This window comes from Nocardioides insulae DSM 17944, from assembly GCF_000422825.1.
In the GTDB taxonomy this organism is placed as follows: domain Bacteria; phylum Actinomycetota; class Actinomycetes; order Propionibacteriales; family Nocardioidaceae; genus Nocardioides; species Nocardioides insulae.
The window spans coordinates 344,724-360,783 of record NZ_KE383928.1; the positions used below are offsets into that span (position 1 = coordinate 344,724).

At 71.4% G+C, this 16,060-nt stretch carries 14 protein-coding genes; 6 read left to right on the forward strand and 8 right to left on the reverse strand.

Going from position 1 to position 16,060, the window contains the following annotated elements; translation table 11 throughout:
• The first annotated feature begins 29 nt into the window (after positions 1-29).
• From G515_RS21065 to G515_RS0111825, 6 genes are all read left to right on the forward strand, one after another.
• Positions 30-1,784 carry an L-aspartate oxidase gene (locus G515_RS21065; RefSeq protein WP_051218313.1) on the forward strand — a complete coding sequence of 585 codons (1,755 nt, stop codon included), beginning with the start codon at positions 30-32 and terminating at the stop codon, positions 1,782-1,784.
• Between the two features lie 13 nt (positions 1,785-1,797).
• Positions 1,798-2,724 carry a carboxylating nicotinate-nucleotide diphosphorylase gene (gene nadC / locus G515_RS21070; protein ID WP_036555461.1) on the forward strand — a complete coding sequence of 309 codons (927 nt, stop codon included), beginning with the start codon at positions 1,798-1,800 and terminating at the stop codon, positions 2,722-2,724.
• A gap of 53 nt (positions 2,725-2,777) precedes the next feature.
• Entirely contained in the window at positions 2,778-3,551 is a 774-nt protein-coding gene (locus G515_RS0111810; RefSeq protein WP_028660299.1) for a type III pantothenate kinase, read from the forward strand.
• Positions 3,552-3,683: 132 nt separating this feature from the next.
• Positions 3,684-4,013 (forward strand): histone-like nucleoid-structuring protein Lsr2, encoded by a 330-nt coding sequence (locus tag G515_RS0111815; protein WP_028660300.1) that lies wholly within the window; start codon positions 3,684-3,686, stop codon positions 4,011-4,013.
• A gap of 240 nt (positions 4,014-4,253) precedes the next feature.
• Positions 4,254-6,812 carry an ATP-dependent Clp protease ATP-binding subunit gene (locus G515_RS0111820; protein ID WP_028660301.1) on the forward strand — a complete coding sequence of 853 codons (2,559 nt, stop codon included), beginning with the start codon at positions 4,254-4,256 and terminating at the stop codon, positions 6,810-6,812.
• A 219-nt stretch (positions 6,813-7,031) separates the two neighbouring features.
• Positions 7,032-7,634 (forward strand): carboxymuconolactone decarboxylase family protein, encoded by a 603-nt coding sequence (locus G515_RS0111825; protein ID WP_028660302.1) that lies wholly within the window; start codon positions 7,032-7,034, stop codon positions 7,632-7,634.
• Between the two features lie 45 nt (positions 7,635-7,679).
• On the opposite strand, the gene G515_RS0111830 is transcribed toward G515_RS0111825, so the two are convergent.
• From G515_RS0111830 to G515_RS22730, 8 genes are all read right to left on the reverse strand, one after another.
• Positions 7,680-8,528 (reverse strand): DUF1295 domain-containing protein, encoded by an 849-nt coding sequence (locus tag G515_RS0111830; RefSeq protein WP_036555464.1) that lies wholly within the window; start codon positions 8,526-8,528, stop codon positions 7,680-7,682.
• A complete protein-coding gene (locus G515_RS0111835; protein ID WP_036555466.1) occupies positions 8,522-9,811 on the reverse strand; it encodes an SAM-dependent methyltransferase in 1,290 nt (429 codons plus the stop codon). The genes G515_RS0111830 and G515_RS0111835 overlap by 7 nt, the downstream gene beginning before the upstream one ends.
• The gene (locus tag G515_RS21075; protein WP_084653496.1) at positions 9,808-11,106 is read right to left on the reverse strand and encodes an SAM-dependent methyltransferase; all 1,299 of its coding nucleotides are present in this window, start codon (positions 11,104-11,106) and stop codon (positions 9,808-9,810) included. Before G515_RS21075 ends, G515_RS0111835 begins: the two co-directional genes overlap by 4 nt.
• Positions 11,103-13,091, reverse strand: a complete 1,989-nt coding sequence (locus G515_RS0111845; RefSeq protein WP_036555467.1) for an FAD-dependent oxidoreductase — start codon at positions 13,089-13,091, stop codon at positions 11,103-11,105. Before G515_RS0111845 ends, G515_RS21075 begins: the two co-directional genes overlap by 4 nt.
• A 5-nt stretch (positions 13,092-13,096) precedes the next feature.
• The gene (locus G515_RS0111850) at positions 13,097-13,879 is read right to left on the reverse strand and encodes an anti-sigma factor (protein ID WP_028660306.1); all 783 of its coding nucleotides are present in this window, start codon (positions 13,877-13,879) and stop codon (positions 13,097-13,099) included.
• Positions 13,876-14,475, reverse strand: coding sequence for an ECF RNA polymerase sigma factor SigK (sigK, locus tag G515_RS0111855; protein WP_028660307.1), 600 nt, complete (start codon positions 14,473-14,475; stop codon positions 13,876-13,878). The genes G515_RS0111850 and sigK overlap by 4 nt, the downstream gene beginning before the upstream one ends.
• Positions 14,476-14,528: 53 nt before the next feature.
• Positions 14,529-15,203: a fasciclin domain-containing protein gene (locus tag G515_RS0111860; RefSeq protein ID WP_028660308.1), complete on the reverse strand. Its 675-nt coding sequence runs from the start codon at positions 15,201-15,203 to the stop codon at positions 14,529-14,531.
• A 207-nt stretch (positions 15,204-15,410) separates the two neighbouring features.
• Positions 15,411-16,013 carry a low temperature requirement protein A gene (locus G515_RS22730; protein ID WP_084653498.1) on the reverse strand — a complete coding sequence of 201 codons (603 nt, stop codon included), beginning with the start codon at positions 16,011-16,013 and terminating at the stop codon, positions 15,411-15,413.
• Positions 16,014-16,060 lie beyond the last annotated feature (47 nt).

Consider the following 16,060-nt stretch of genomic DNA (forward strand, 5'->3'; position numbering starts at 1 on the left):
AGTTGCCTGTGACGCGTTAGTCTCCGCGCGTGACCTCGCCCGAGCTCCGACTCCCCGGCCGGCTGCGTGCCCCGGCGCCGGGCTGGAGCACGCGCGCCGACGTGGTGGTGATCGGCTCCGGCATCGCCGGGCTGACCGCCGCCCTGCGCCTGGTGGACCAGGTCGGGCGAGTGCTGGTGGTGACCAAGGACGTCCTGGACGCCGGGTCGACGACCTGGGCGCAGGGCGGGATCGCGGCCGCGCTCGGCCCCGGAGACACCCCCGAACAGCATCTGGCAGACACCCTGGTGGCGGGGGCCGGCGCCTGTGACCGGGAGGCCGTCCGCGCGCTGGTCACCGAGGGTCCGGCCGCCGTATGGGACCTGATCGAGCTCGGCACCCGGTTCGACCTCCACGACGACGGTCACCTCTCGCTCACCCGTGAGGGTGGCCATCACCGTGACCGGATCGCCCACGCCGGCGGCGACGCCACCGGCGCCGAGATCCAGCGGGCCCTGCTCGCCGCGGTGGCGGACAACCCCCGGATCGAAGTGATCGCGCACGCCCTCGCCCTCGATCTCCAGCTCGGCCAGGACGGCGGCGTCGCGGGAGTCACCCTGCACGTGCTCGGCGAGGGGCAGCGCGACGGTGTCGGTGCGGTGGACTGCCGAGCCGTCGTACTCGCCAGCGGCGGGCTGGGCCAGGTCTTCGACCAGACCACCAACCCGGTCGTCTCCACCGGCGACGGTGCTGCCCTGGCCCTGCGGGCGGGTGCGGTCCTGCGCGACCTGGAGTTCGTCCAGTTCCACCCGACCGTGATGTACCTCGGCGCCGACTCGCGCGGGCAGCAGCCGCTGGTCTCCGAGGCGGTGCGCGGCGAGGGTGCGTTCCTCGTCGACGAGCGTGGCCGGCGGCTGATGGACGGCGTACACCCGCTGGCAGACCTGGCGCCACGGGACGTGGTGGCCAAGGCGATCATGACCCGCATGGTGTCCTCCGGCCGGCCGCACATGTGGCTGGACGCGCGCCACCTCGGCCGGGCCGGGGCGGAGGACGACGCCGGTGCCAGGGCCTTCTGGGAACGCCGGTTCCCCACCATCCACGCCACCTGCCTCGCCCACGGAATCGACCCGGTGACCGACCTGATCCCCGTCGCGCCCGCCTGCCACTACGCCTCCGGCGGGGTGCGCACCGACCTGTGGGGTCGCACCGGCGTACCCGGCCTCTACGCCACCGGCGAGGTCGCCTGCTCCGGCGTGCACGGAGCCAACCGACTGGCCTCCAACTCCCTGCTGGAGGGACTGGTCTTCTCCCGCCGGATCGCCGAGGTGCTGCCCGGCGAGCTCCGGCCGTACGCCGACCCGGCGCCCGACCTGCGTGACGAGGGGCTGATCAGCGGTGCCGTCCGAGCCGACCTCCAGGCACTGATGTCGGACCGGGCCGGGGTGCTGCGGCATGCGCCGGGGTTGAGCGAGGCCGCCGACCGGCTGGTCGGCCTCGCGGCGGATGCCACCGACCGGCCCGACCCGGCCGCGTGGGAGACCACCAACCTGGTCACCGTGGCGGCCGCGCTCGCGCTGGCTGCCGCCCGGCGCGAGGAGACCCGCGGGTCGCACTGGCGCGAGGACTTCCCCGACCGCGAGGACGCCCGTTGGGCCGGCCATCTCGACGCCCGGCTCACCGAGGACGGCTCCCTGCGCCTGGACTTCGTGCCGTCCGTGGCCACCGACCTGACCCCGACGCCGGCCCCACCCGGCTGTGCGTCCCACCCCGACCACCGCCCTGACCACCCTGCCCAGGCCTGATGGAGGAAACACCATGATCGTGCGTGCCGAGTTCGACAAGCTGCCCACGACCCTGCTCGACGAACTGCGCCAGACCGGACTGGACGTCGGGGAGCTCTACGACCTCGTCGAGACCGCGATAGACGAGGAGCTCCCCGAGCTCGTCCCCGGCGGGATGCCGAGCGAGGACGTCACCTCGACCGCGACCATCGCCCCCGACGCCCGCGGCATCGGCGACTTCGCCGTACGCGAGGACGGCGTCGTGTGCGGCCTCGGCGTGGCCGCGATGGTCTTCCACTACGTCATGGGTGACACGGTCGAGATCCTCGACCGGGTCCCCGACGGCACCCGGGTCAGGGCCGGGGACGTCGTGATGCGGGTCGCCGGGCCGACCCGCGGCCTGCTCACCGCCGAGCGCACCGCCCTCAACCTGGCCAGCCACCTCTCCGGGGTCGCCAGCGCGACCGCAGCCTGGGCCGACGCCCTGGAGGGCACCGGCGCCAAGGTGCTCGACACCCGCAAGACGCTGCCCTCCTTCCGTCGCCTGCAGAAGTACGCCGTGCGCACCGGCGGCGGGGTCAACCACCGCAACTCGCTGGCGGACATGGCCCTGATCAAGGACAACCACGTCCTCGCCGCCGGGGGAGTGGTCGCCGCCTACGAGGCCGTGCGGTCGGCGTACCCCGAGGTGCCGGTCGAGGTCGAGGTCGACTCGCTCGATGACCTGCGGGCGCTGCTCGAGGTCGGCTGCGGACGGGTGCTGCTGGACAACATGCCCCCCGAGCAGCTGCGCGAGGCGGTCGCGATCACCGGCGGCAGGGCCGTCCTGGAGGCCTCCGGCGGGCTCACCGTCGAGCGGGCGCGTGAGGTCGCGGAGACGGGCGTCGACTTCATCTCCGTCGGCGCGCTGACCCATTCGGTCAAGGTGTTCGACATCGGCTTCGACCTGTCCGAAGGTTGAGCCGGGGGCCGACCTGGTTTCGCGCCCACGGAGGACTGGCCTGAGGAGAGATCGTGCCCCTGCTCGCAGCTGACATCGGCAACAGCCACACCATCATGGGTCTTCTGGTCGACGGCGAGGTGATCGCGGACTGGCGGGTGGCCACCGACGAGCGTCGTACCGCCGACGACTGGCTGGTGCTCCTCCGCGGCCTGCTGGAGGACCGGCTCGACGACGTGGACGGGTTGGTGGTCTGCGCAACGGTGCCGGCGGCGCTGCACGAGTGGCGGGAGATGCTGGCTCGCCACTTCGGCGACGTACCGCACGTCGTGGTCGAGCCGGGGGTGCGCACCGGCATGGCGATGCAGATGGACAACCCGCGGGAGGTCGGCACCGACCGGATCGCCAACGCCCTCGCGGCCTCCCGCAAGCACGGTGGCCCGGCGGTGGTGGTCGACTTCGGCGGCACGGCCACCACCTTCGACGTGATCTCGGCCGACGGGCAGTACGTCGGCGGCGCGATCGCGCCCGGCATGCTGGTCTCCCTCGAGGGGCTCGGCCGGCGCGGCGCCCAACTCCGCAAGGTCGAGCTCCTGCGGCCCCGATCGGTGATCGCCCGCAACACGGTCGAGGCGGTGCAGTCCGCGATGACCTTCGGCGTGGCCGCCCAGGTGGAGGGCATGGTGGCCCGGATGATTGATGAATTGCGAGTGCCCGCCGACGACGTCGAAGTCATCGCCACCGGATATCTGGCCGATGTCGTGGTGGACGAATGTCGATGCTTCACCGTTCGTGATAGATGGCTCACACTCAATGGCCTCGAAATGATCTTCGAGCGCAACAGTTGAGGTGAATTGAGGAATATCGACCAATTGCCCGCGCAATGCCATAGACATATGCGTGGTGCGACGTGTCATGATTCGTGAGCCGGTGTCCACACCCAGACGTCGGCGAATGGCAATCCGATAGGAAGGCAAATCATGGCGCAGAAAGTGCACATCGTGCTCGAGGACGATCTCGACGGATCTGAAGCGACAGAAACCATCACATTCGCTCTCGACGGGGCCTCCTACGAGATCGACCTCAACGACGAGAACGCCGCCAAGCTCCGTGACGCCTTCGCCGTCTATGCCGGGCACGCCCGCAAGATCACCGCAGGTGGCCGCCGAGCCGGCCGCCGGGGTGCGGCGCCCGCCGGTGGCCCGAGCCCCAAGGACATCAGGGCCTGGGCCCGTGAGGCGGGCTACACGGTGCCCGACCGCGGCCGGATCCCGGCCGAGGTGCGCTCGGCCTACGACGCCGCCCACTGAATCACACACCCGGGTCGGTCTCGCGGGCGCCGGCCCGGGCTCGATGAACTCGGCCGACGCGCACGGATCCCACCGGCCGTGTCCTCATCGGCGGAGCGCCGGCGGCATCCGTGTTCGCTCTCAGCGGACCGGGCTGGGTCCTGATCCGGGAACGCGTAGGCTGTTCGCGGGGTTATCTCTCACAGAACGCCCTGACTTATGTCGCCGAGGGCGGCACCCCAAGCACGAGGAGCGATGCGCATGTTCGAGCGGTTCACGGACCGAGCCCGTCGGGTGGTCGTGCTGGCCCAAGAAGAGGCCCGCATGCTCAGCCACAACTACATCGGCACCGAGCACATCCTGCTCGGTCTCATCCACGAAGGCGAGGGCGTCGCCGCCAAGTCGCTGGAGTCCCTCGACATATCGCTGGAGGCCGTGCGCGCCCAGGTCGAGGAGATCATCGGCCAGGGCCAGCAGGCGCCGGCCGGGCACATCCCCTTCACCCCTCGCGCCAAGAAGGTGCTCGAGCTGTCCCTGCGCGAGGCGCTGCAGCTCGGGCACTCCTACATCGGCACCGAGCACATCCTGCTGGGGCTCATCCGCGAGGGCGAGGGCGTGGCGGCGCAGGTGCTGCAGAAGCTCGGCGCGGACCTCAACCGGGTGCGACAGCAGGTCATCCAGCTGCTCTCCGGTTTCCAGGGCAAGGAGTCCTCGCAGCAGCAGACCGCTGCGGCGGGCGCGGCCGGTGAGGCACCCAGCTCGAGCCTGGTGCTCGACCAGTTCGGCCGCAACCTCACCCAGGACGCCCGCGAGGGCAAGCTCGACCCGGTGATCGGCCGGGAGATGCAGATCGAGCGCGTGATGCAGGTGCTCTCGCGGCGTACCAAGAACAACCCCGTCCTGATCGGCGAGCCGGGTGTCGGCAAGACCACCATCGTCGAGGGCCTGGCCCAGGACATCGTCAAGGGCAACGTCCCCGAGACGCTCAAGGACAAGCAGATCTACACCCTCGACCTCGGTGCGCTGGTGGCCGGCAGCCGCTACCGCGGCGACTTCGAGGAGCGCCTGAAGAAGGTGCTCAAGGAGATCCGCACCCGGGGCGACATCGTGCTGTTCATCGACGAGATCCACACCCTGGTGGGAGCCGGAGCCGCCGAGGGCGCGATCGACGCGGCCAGCATCCTCAAGCCGATGCTCGCCCGCGGTGAGCTGCAGACCATCGGTGCGACCACGCTGGACGAATACCGCAAGCACCTGGAGAAGGACGCCGCGCTGGAGCGCCGCTTCCAGCCGATCCAGGTGCCCGAGCCTTCGATCGCGCACACCATCGAGATGCTCAAGGGCCTGCGCGACCGCTACGAGGCCCACCACCGGGTCACCATCACCGACGAGGCGCTGGTCTCGGCGGCGACCCTGGCCGACCGCTACATCTCCGACCGGTTCCTGCCCGACAAGGCCATCGACCTGATCGACGAGGCCGGCTCGCGGCTGCGGATCCGGCGGATGACGGCCCCCGCCGACCTGCGTGAGTACGACGACAAGATCGGCGACGTGCGGCAGCGCAAGGAGGCCGCGATCGACGGCCAGGACTTCGAGGCCGCGGCCCGGCTGCGTGATGAGGAGAAGCAGCTCATCAACGCCAAGGCCGAGCGGGAGAAGCAGTGGCGCGCGGGCGACATGGACGAGGTCGCCGAGGTCGACGAGGAGCTCGTCGCCGAGGTGCTCGCCGTGGCGACCGGCATCCCGATCGTCCAGGTCAACGAGGAGGAGTCGACCCGCCTGCTCAAGATGGAGGACGAGCTCCACAAGCGGGTGATCGGGCAGGACGAGGCGGTCAAGGCGCTCTCCCGGGCGATCCGTCGTACCCGTGCGGGCCTGAAGGACCCCAAGCGTCCCGGTGGGTCGTTCATCTTCGCCGGCCCGTCCGGTGTCGGTAAGACCTGGCTCTCCAAGACCCTGGCCGAGTTCCTCTTCGGTGACGAAGAGGCTCTCATCCAGCTCGACATGTCCGAGTTCGGTGAGAAGCACACCGCTTCGCGACTCTTCGGTTCCCCGCCGGGATATGTCGGTTACGAAGAGGGCGGGCAGCTGACCGAGAAGGTGCGGCGCAAGCCGTTCTCGGTGGTCCTTTTCGACGAGGTCGAGAAGGCGCACCCCGATATCTTCAACAGCCTGCTGCAGATTCTCGAGGAGGGCCGCCTGACCGATTCCCAGGGTCGGGTCGTCGACTTCAAGAACACCGTCATCATCATGACCACCAACCTCGGCACCCGCGACATCGCGAAGTCGGTCCACCTCGGCTTCAACCAGGGCGGCGACGCGGCGGGCTCCTACGAGCGGATGAAGAGCAAGGTCTCCGACGAGCTCAAGCAGCACTTCCGTCCGGAGTTCCTCAACCGTGTCGACGAGGTGATCGTCTTCCCGCCGCTGAGCCAGGAGCAGATCATCTCGATGGTCGACAACATGATCGCGGCGGTCGAGGTCCGCCTCAAGGACCGCGACATGGCCATCGAGCTCACCCCGGCGGCGAAGACCCTGCTCGCCGAGCGCGGTTTCGACCCGGTGTTGGGCGCGCGGCCGCTGCGTCGTACCGTCCAGCGCGAGATCGAGGACATCCTCGCCGAGAAGATGCTCTACGGCGAGGTCGGCCCCGGCCAGATCGTGCTGGTCGACGTCGAGGGCGAAGGCCCGGCCGCCACCTTCACCTTCGCCGGGCAGAAGGTCGGTGCCCTTCCCGACGCCCTTCCGCTGGAGGCCGCCGGCGTCGCCGACGACGACGGTTCGGTCGACCTGGGCCAGTCCTCCGGCGAGGAGGCCTGACCCGCACCGGTCCGCCTGAGAACACGCCCCGGTCCCTCCTCGTGAGGGGCCGGGGCGTCGTTCGTCCGCGCCCACGAGACGGGATCGAGGCGGGATCGAGGCGGGATCGAGACGGGTTGACCGTGACCGGTTCGTCGAGCCGATTGCGGGCGGGGACCTCGCTCGGCCGGCCCCGAGAGCGTGCTGGTGGGCCGACCGGGAAAGTAGGACACTGGTCGGATGCTGATCGAGGTCGCCCCTGAGGCGGAGGCATCCGCAGCGCTGGCCGAGTACTACCGGACCCAGCGTGAGCGGTGGGGGTTCCTGCCGAACTACGCCGCGGCGTTCGCCCCTCGCCCGGCGGTCGCCACCGCCTGGGCCCGGATGGGCGCGGCCGTCGTCGTGCACATGGACCGGCGACGCTACGAGTTGGCGAGCATCGCCGCGGCTCGCGCCCTGGGCAGCACCTACTGCACGATCGCGCACGCCACCTTCCTGCGCGATCTCTGCCACGACGAGGCCACCTTGGAGGCCTTGATCGCCGATCCGAGCGGGGGTCGTCTGGGCGAGGAGGATCGCGCGGTCTTCGAGTTCGCCACGAAGGTGGCGGTCGACGCCACGTCGGTCGACCGGGCCGACATAGAGGGTCTACGCGCGGTCGGCCTGAGCGACACCGACATCGCCGACGTCGTCTATGCCGTCGCGGCCCGCGCGTTCTTCACCCGAGTCCTCGACGGACTCGGAGCCCTGACGGACCTCGAGACCGCCGCGACCTTCGACGACCGGGCTTTGGCCACCATGATCGTGGGCCGCCCCGTCGGGCCGGCCAAGACCGAGTCCTAGACGGAGGACGTGACCGGCTCGACGAAAACGGTCACGTCGTGCCGTCTAGCGGTGAGTCCTGGAGGCTCCCGAGGCACCGGTGGAACCACGGCTGCGCGGTGGGAGGGGGATGAACATCGAGGTGCGCGCGGCGTATTCGGCGTACCCGGGCCGCCGCATCATGGACCGCTCCAGCAGGCGCGCACCGGTGGCGAAGGCGAGGAAGTAGGTCATCGCGACCGGTCCCAGGAGGGTGCCCAGCCCCAGCTGCCAACCGCTCGCCAGACCGGCGCTGAGCCATAGGCCCCACCACACGCAGGCATCTCCGAAGTAGTTGGGGTGGCGGGAGTAGCGCCACAGCCCGGTGTCGAGCACCTTCGGACGCTCGTCCCTGGGTCGCCGACGGTACGCCGCCAGCTGGGCGTCGCCGACCGCCTCGAAGAGGAGACCGACCCCCCAGATCAACGCGCCCGCCAGGACGACCGGCCACCACGCCACCTCGACCACCGCGCCGAGCGTGACCGGCAGCGCGATGAACCAGGCCGCCACGCCTTGGACCGCGAAGACCTCGCGCACCGCGACCCCGAGTCCGACCTCGGCGAGCGTTCCGCCGAGCATCTCCTCGTAGCGGGGATCCTCCCCGGCGCCCTGCGCGCGGCGGCGGATGTGCCAGGCCAGGCGGAGGCCCCAGACGGCCACCAGGACCGCGACCAGCCAGGAACGCCACAGCGTCCCGGCGCCGAGGACGGTGGCGACCACTGCTGCGGCGAGTGCCATCAGCACGAGCACGAGTCCCCAGGCGACGTCGACGACCGCGACCCGATCCCGGGTGCGGGCCACCAGGGCCGTCACGGTCATGACGACCAGGGCGACGCCCGCGGTGGCACCGGCCACCACGAGCAGGTCGATCACCATGCGCGCACTGCCGGCAGGTGATGGTCGGCGCCGGGACGCACCATCAGGATCTGATCGACCCCCATCCGGCCATCGCGGAACGCAAGCGCGCCACCGACCAGGTAGAGCCGCCACACCCGCATCATCTCCTCGCCGACCAGGTCGGTCAGCCGGTCGCGGTTCTCCTCCAAGCGGGCCCTCCAGCCCGCGACGGTCAGCACGTAGTGCTCACGCAGGGCGTGCACGTCCCGGAGTTCCAGCCCGGCTCCCTCGAGCAGCGCGACGGTCTGGCCGACCGGGCGCATGTGCATGTCGGGCGCGATGAAGGACTCGATGAACGGCCCGCCCCCGGGCCACTTCCCGGAGCGCGACATCTGCTGCACCAGCACCCGCCCGCCGGGACGGACCGCGTCGCGCAGGACGGCCGCGTAAGTCGGGTAGTTGCGGCGTCCGACATGCTCGCCCATCTCCAGCGAGGCGACCGCGTCGTACTCCTCCCCGGGGGACGGTACGGCGTCGCGGTAGTCGCACAGCCGGAACTCGGCCCGGTCGCCGAGCCCCCGCTGCCGGGCCGTCCGCTCGGCGTAGGCCTGCTGCTCGGCGGAGATCGTGACGCCGACGACGTGCGCACCGAAGTGCTCGGCCGCGTGCAGGGCCAACGCGCCCCAGCCGGAGCCGACGTCGAGGAGTCGACCGCCGGGACTGAGCCCCAGCTTGCGGCACACCAGGCTGAGCTTGGCCTGCTGGGCCTCCGCCAGCCCCACCGACGGGCGGACGTGGTAGCCGCACGAGTAGGTCATCGCCGGGTCGAGGATCAGCCGGTAGAACTCGGCCGGGATGTCGTAGTGGTGACCGATCGCCTGCCGATCGCGGGACCTGGTGTGCAGCCGGCCGCGTACCCGGGCCTGCGTGGCCGGTACGGCGGGCGGGCGGCCGAGGAGGTCGAGCCCGGCGGCGGTCCGTAGCGCGCCGGTGAGCGCGCTCAACGAAGGCCGTCCGGCACGCAGTCCGCGCTCCCGGGCCACGGCGAAGGCGTGCGTGAGAGCCGATTCGAGGTCGCCCGGTACGTCGATCTCCCCGGTCACGTAGGCCTGGGCCGCGCCCAGCTCCCCGGGGTGCCAGAGCAACCGGCGGAGCGCGTCCGGCGACCGTAGCTCCACGGTGGGAGCTCCGGTGGGCCCGGCCTCCGAGCCGTCCCAGGCGACGAGCCGCACCGGGAGTTCGCCCCCGACGAATGGTGTCAGCGCCTCGCCGAGCCGGGCGGCGATGCCGTTCTCGGGTGTGGTGGTGCGGAGCGCGGTCATCGGTCCTCCCGGGCGAGGGTCAGCTGATGGTCGTCGAGGTAGCCGGCCGCGAAGCCGGCCCTGCTGTACTGCAGGTAGAAGTGCCAAAGCCGGCAGAACGTCTCGTCGAAGCCCAGGGCGAGCACGTCCTCGCGCGCGGCCCCGAAGGCCTGGTCCCACAGCTCCAGGGTCCGGGTGTAGTGCGGACCGATCGCCAGGTCGTCCACGACGCGCAGCGAGCTGTGTGCGGCCGCGGTCTCGCTGATCGCCCGGACCGAGGGTAGGGAGCCGCCGGGGAAGACGTACTTGGTGATGAAGGTATGGGTGTTCCTGGTGGCGAGCATCCGCTCGTGGGGCAGCGTGATCGCCTGGATCGCGATCCGGCCCTGGGGTGCCAGGACGTGGTCGAGGGTGCGGAAGTACGTCGGCCAGTACGCCCGGCCGACCGCCTCGACCATCTCGACCGACACGACGGCGTCGTACGCCGCCCTTGCGCCGGGATCCTCGAGCAGCGCGCGGTAGTCGCAGAGCCGGACGTCGATCCGATCGTCGAGCCGCGCGGATGCGATCCGGGAGCGGGCGAGCCGGGCCTGCTCGGCCGAGAGGGTGATGGTGTCGACCCGCGCGCCCCGGGCCGCGGCGCGGATCGCGAGCTCGCCCCAGCCGGTGCCGATCTCCAGCAGCCGGGTGCCGGGGCCCACCCCGGCCCGGTCGAGGAGGCGGTCGATCTTCCGGTGCTGCGCGCCTTCCAGATCTGCTGCGGTGGCCTGGGCCGGAGGTCCCTCGAAGAGGGCGGCGGAGTAGGAGAGGGACGGGTCGAGGAAGAGGCCGAAGAGTTCGTTGGACAGGTCGTAGTGGTGTGCGACGTTGGTGCGGGTGTTGCGCCGGCTGCCTCGGTCGGACTCGGGCCGGGCGGTCACCACCAGCCGGCGGAGCCGTTGCAGGGGAGCGGGCACCAGCCCGGTCAGGTCGGCGGCGAGCACGGCCAGGAAGTCGCCGAGCGCTTCTGGCGGGGCACCGGGCCCCTCGTCCCAGGCACCGGTGAGGTAGGACTCCCCGAGGCCGATCAGTTGATCGCGGGCGAGCCGCGCGTAGAACTCGTCGGGGCGGCGTACCTCGATCGCAGGGCCGCCGCGGCCGAGCACCTCGGCGGGGGTGCGGTCGCCAGCCGCGACGTGGACCTGGACGTCGAGACGCTGGATCGCGGACCGGAAGAGCCGGCGTGCGATCGCCGCGCCCGGGCCTCCGGGACGGGTCGGGCGCAGATCGGGCCAGGCCCGCAGCGCGGGCCGGGTCGCGGTGTCCGGTGTGCTCATCGGGCGCCCTCCTGGCGGTGGTGCGGTCGCGGATGGATGGGGAGGCCGCGCGCCCACAGCGCGATGCCGTGCAGGCGGATCAGTGCGGCGGTGCGCAGCGAGGCGAGGGGTAGCCGCGGTGGATCGGTCGGCGCGCCGGTCAGGCCGGCCACGAACCGCGCCCCGTCCTGCGTGCGCAGCGAGACGCTCACCCGCACTCGGCCGCTGCCGGGGTCGGGGGGTGGGGCCTGGACCCGGTAGTTGCCGTCGGTGCCGTGGAAGGGGGAGACGTACATCGCCTTCGGGATCTCCGCCCGACCGTGCTCGTCCGCGCGCAGAACGTAGGCGTGCCGGTCCCCGTAGGTGTTGTGCACCTCCACCACGGTCGCGGCCGGCCGCCCCAGGCCCGCCGGATCGGCCCAGCACCAGTGCACCGTGATCGGGTTGAAGCAGTGGCCGAAGGCACGCGGGTGGGCGAGCATCAGCGCGCGCCCCCCGCGCAGGTCGAGGCCGTGCAGGGTGAGCAACCGGTCGAGCCCTGCCCGGATGGTGGCCGCGTCGCCGGTGAAGTGGTCGCGCGCGCTGAACCGGCCGCCCCCGGGCACCCTGTCGGGCAGGTGGTCCAGATCGACCAGCCAGGTGTGCGAGCGGTGCCGGAAGGTACGGCGGAACGGCGTACGGCGGGTGTGGGTGATCGTCGTGGCGTACGCCGTGGCCGGACGGGCCCGCTCCGGCCAGGTCACGCCCAGTCGCTCCACCGCTTCCAGCCCGGATCGGGCGCCGTCCTCGTGGAAGCCCCAGCCCTGGTAGGCGCCGGCGAACACGACCCGTTCGGTGTCGACCTCCCGCAGCCGTCCCCGGGCGGCGACGGAGTCCGGCGTGTAGAGCGGATGGGCGTACTCGCGCCGGGCGATCACGGTGGTGGGGTCGACCAGGCCTTCGCCGCCGAGGGTCACGAGGTACCGGGTCTCGGTCGGCAGTCGCTGGAGCCGGGTGAGGTCGTAGGTGACCAGGACCGAATCCTGGTCGCGCAGCGGCCGCCGGAAGTTCCAGGCCGCCCGGGCGGACGGCGACCGCGGCAGCAGTCGGGCATCGGTGTGCAGGAGCGCGGTGTTCGTCGAGTAGGGCAGGGCGCCGAGGAGCTTGCGTTGTACCGGATTCGGGTCGGTGAGCAGGGCGAGCGCCTGGTCCGGATGGGTGGCCACGACGACGGCGTCGTAGGTCTCGGTGCGGTCGCCGACGAGGAGTCGGACGCCGTCGGCGCACTCGCCTACTCCGTGGACCGCGGACCTGGTGCGGATCTCCCCGCCGGTCGCGCGCACGGCCGCGGCCACCCGCTCGACGTAGGCCTGCGAGCCGCCGGAGACCGTGCGCCAGGTGGGCGACCCGAGGACGCCGAGCATGCCGTGGTGCTCGAGGAAGGTGAACAAGTACGCCGCGGGGTATTCGAGGGCCACTGCCGGGTCGCACGACCACACCGCGGCGACCAGGGGTTCGATGAAGTGCCGGCGGAAGTACGCCGAGAACCGACCCGCGTCCAGGAACCGCCCCAACGTCTGTCCCGATGTGCCCGCCTCCCGCAGGAGTCGTCGGGCGCGCCGGTGGAACCGGGGGATCTCGGCCAGCATCCGCAGGAACGCCGGGTCTCGGAGGTTGTCCAGGGTGGGGAAGAGCCCACGTGGGCCGAGCGCGCCGGCCCACTCCAGACCGGTGACCTCGTCACTGACCGACAGCGACATCTCGGACTCCTGGGTGGCCACGCCCAGTTCGTCGAAGAGTCTCAACAGCACCGGGTAGGTGCGCCGGTTGTGCACGATGAATCCGCTGTCGACGGCGAGTTCGACGCCGTTCGGATCGATCACCCGGTGGGTGTCGGCGTGTCCGCCGAGCCGGTCGTCGGCCTCGAGGAGGGTGACCCGGCAGGTGCGCGAGGCGACGTAGGCCGCGGTGAGCCCGGCTACTCCCGAGCCCACCACGGCGAGGTGTCGCGGCGGTCGTGGCGTCATCGGCCTCACCCGTCGAACGCGAACAGCGCGATCGGATCGGAGGTGGGCGCCGGTGAGCCGCCGTCGGGCTCGACGGTGATCCCGACGCCGGTGTGGTCACCGACCTCCCCGTCCAGCAGGACGGTGGCGTCGCTGTCGTCGGGCATCAGGCCGGCGGACTCCATGCCCCCGGACGGGTCCTCGTACCAGAGTTGGTAGACCTGCCCCTCCGGTGCGGGTGCCATGTCGTCGGTGGTGATCGCGGCCCGGTCCACGCTCGGCGACATCACCACGGTGGCGCTCGAGCCGTCCTCGAACTCCAGCGTGCTACGGGTGGCGTCGTCGGCGGTCAGCACCCTCTCGGTCGCCGTGATCGGCTCCGGGTCCTCCTGGGACCACGGGCCGAGCCACGCGGTGAGGGCGACCGCCGCGATCAGCACCACCGACGCCGCCGCGGCCAGCAGCAGCGGCATCCGACGCCGACGACGGGTCGCGAGCTCGTCGCCGACCTCCTCGGACCGGGCCTCGGTCGGCTGTTCGGGCGACTGTTCCGGCGGCAGGGGCGGGAGCGGCCGGATCGACTCGATGCCCTCCAGCACCCGGCCCCGGAGGGCGGCGGGTGGCTCCACCAGGTCGGTGCTGAGCCGGGCCGCGGTCTCGCGCAGCTCGGCCACCTCTGCCCGGCACTCGGCACACCCGCGCAGGTGCTCCTCGAAGCGCGCCCTCTCGGTGTCGTCGACGGCGTCCACCGCGTAGGCCCCGGACAGGGTGTGCACGTCGCCGCCGTCGTAGAACTCCTGATCGGTCATCGTGCCCCTCCGATCGTGTCGCGGAGCCGGATCAGGCCGTCGCGGATCCTGGACTTCGCTGTCCCTACCGGCAGGTCGAGCAGCGTGGCCACCTCGGTGTGCGTATAGCCCCCGAAGTAGGCGAGCTCGACCGCTTCCCGCTGCACCTCGGTGAGCTGGGCGAGCGCCGTACGGACCCGGCGCGCCTCGAGTGAGGAGTGGGCCGCATCTGCCGTGGTGTCGTGGTCGATGCTCCGGTTGCGCACCTGGTACGTCGTCTCGCGCCGGGTGGCCGCCTCGGAGCTGCGGACCCGGTCGACCGCTCGGCTGTGGGCGATGGCCAACACCCAGCCGAGCGCGCTGCCACGGGCAGGATCGAAACGGCTGGCCCGACGCCAGATCTCCAGATAGATCTCCTGGGTGACCTCCTCGGCCTGGGCCGCGTCGCGCATCACCCGGACGACCTGACCGTAGACGCGCGACACGGTGGCGTCGTAGACCTCCGCGAAGGCGGCGCGATCACCACGCGCCGACCTGCGCAGCAGCCCGGCCAGGTCGGCACCGGCCGGCGTCCCTGCGAGGGGGCGCTCGGCCGGTTCGGGGTTACCCGGATCCATGCGGTGGTCCTTCCGCGGTAGAGATCGGTCGCTTCGCTCACGTGGTCCCTGGGTCAGCCAGTACCCGTGAGGACCGAATCGATCACGTAGACGGTGGCGTTGGCGGTCGGCACGTTCCCACACAGGACCTTGGCCGTGACGGTGCCGTCGCTCACCGTCATCCCGGTCTCGGGGTCGCCCTCGACGGTCAGTGTGTCGCCGGCCAGCGTCTCGTGCTCCCCGACGACCGCGGTGGCGTCGGCGTTCTCGCCGACCACGTGGTGGGCGAGAACGCCGTACAGGTCGCTGTCCTCGCCGTTCTTCTGCCCGTCCTCGACCATCGCCTGCAGGTCCTTCGGGGGGATCTCCTCGAAGGCCGAGTTGACCGGTGCGAAGACGGTCAGCGCTTCGGCGCTGTTCAGCGTGTCGGAGAGCCCGTCGATGGAGCCGATCGCGGTCGTCAGCGTGGTGAGCAGCGGATTGTTGGCGGCCGCCGTGGCGACCGGGTCGTCGACCATGCCGCCCACCGACCCCTCCCCGGCGGTCGGCACCTGGCTGCACCCGTCACCGAAGACCTCGGTGGCCATGGCGTCCTCGCTCATCGAGCTCTCGTCGGTCGCGGCACTGGTCTCATCCGATCCAGCCGCGTCACTCGTGTCGTCCTCGCCACCGCAGGCCGCGAGGGGGAGGGCGAGCACCGCGGCAAGGGCCACGATCCCGCTTGTACGTCGCACCTGGTGGAGCAGCATGTCGATTCCCTTCGATTGCGGACACTTCGCTCGTCTCACCAGTGATCCGGTGCCGGGCCGCCGACCGGATGGGTGTGAATCGCAGATTCCTCGAACCCGCGGTCAGGACCCGGGTCGGGACCGGCGAGCGCTGCCGCCCCGTCAGGTGTCGGCGGCGGCACCGGACCGATCACCTCGTCGCTGGCCGATCGCCGAGCCGGTAGGTCCTCAACCGGCCTGGGCGCTCGCTCGCTCGCGCGCCACAGCGTGCAGGACCGGCCAGACCACGGCTGCCGTCAGCAGCGGCAGGACGGCGACGCTGGACACGTCGCCATGGGGCAGTGCGACCGCAGCCAGCACCGCAACGCCCGGCAGGACGGAGACGAACACGACGGCGAGGCGTCTACCGGAGGCGAGCGAGGAGGCGGCGAGCACCAACAGGCACAGCATCAATGCGCCGGTCACAAGCAGCCGAGGAGCACGCGCCAGGCCGGCGTCCGCCTCGGTCACGGCTTCGCCGAGCACGATCGCCAGTGCCACCAGAGCGCCGCTGAAGAGCCAGTGCAGGAGGAGGCTCAGTCGTACCGGGAGCGCACCGCGACTCAGCATCGGCAGGCCGTTGTCACCCCGCTCGAGGGAGAGCCACCACAGGGACACCAGGATCAGGAAGGAACACCCGGCGACGACGTAGACCTCTGCGTCCCAGTCGATCCCTCCGGCGGCGGTCACGATCTGGATGAGGCCCTCACCCAGGACGACGATCACGAACAGCCCCAGACGCTCGCTGAGATGCTCCTCGTCGGCCGCCACCAGCACCGGTCGGGGCGGCATCGTGCCGCCCCGGCGTCCCAGGTCGCGACCGTGGCGGCGTCGCTCGG

Excerpts from the sequence above, each read along its gene's own strand:
- nadC (WP_036555461.1), top strand. The coding sequence starts at position 1,798 with ATGATCGTGCGTGCCGAGTTCGACAAGCTGCCCACGACCCTGCTCGAC.
- G515_RS0111815 (WP_028660300.1), top strand. The coding sequence starts at position 3,684 with ATGGCGCAGAAAGTGCACATCGTGCTCGAGGACGATCTCGACGGATCT.
- G515_RS0111820 (WP_028660301.1), top strand. The coding sequence starts at position 4,254 with ATGTTCGAGCGGTTCACGGACCGAGCCCGTCGGGTGGTCGTGCTGGCC.
- G515_RS0111825 (WP_028660302.1), top strand. The coding sequence starts at position 7,032 with ATGCTGATCGAGGTCGCCCCTGAGGCGGAGGCATCCGCAGCGCTGGCC.
- G515_RS0111830 (WP_036555464.1), bottom strand. The coding sequence starts at position 8,528 with ATGGTGATCGACCTGCTCGTGGTGGCCGGTGCCACCGCGGGCGTCGCC.
- G515_RS0111835 (WP_036555466.1), bottom strand. The coding sequence starts at position 9,811 with ATGACCGCGCTCCGCACCACCACACCCGAGAACGGCATCGCCGCCCGG.
- G515_RS21075 (WP_084653496.1), bottom strand. The coding sequence starts at position 11,106 with ATGAGCACACCGGACACCGCGACCCGGCCCGCGCTGCGGGCCTGGCCC.
- G515_RS0111845 (WP_036555467.1), bottom strand. The coding sequence starts at position 13,091 with ATGACGCCACGACCGCCGCGACACCTCGCCGTGGTGGGCTCGGGAGTA.
- G515_RS0111850 (WP_028660306.1), bottom strand. The coding sequence starts at position 13,879 with ATGACCGATCAGGAGTTCTACGACGGCGGCGACGTGCACACCCTGTCC.
- sigK (WP_028660307.1), bottom strand. The coding sequence starts at position 14,475 with ATGGATCCGGGTAACCCCGAACCGGCCGAGCGCCCCCTCGCAGGGACG.
- G515_RS0111860 (WP_028660308.1), bottom strand. The coding sequence starts at position 15,203 with ATGCTGCTCCACCAGGTGCGACGTACAAGCGGGATCGTGGCCCTTGCC.
- G515_RS22730 (WP_084653498.1), bottom strand. The coding sequence starts at position 16,013 with ATGCCGCCCCGACCGGTGCTGGTGGCGGCCGACGAGGAGCATCTCAGC.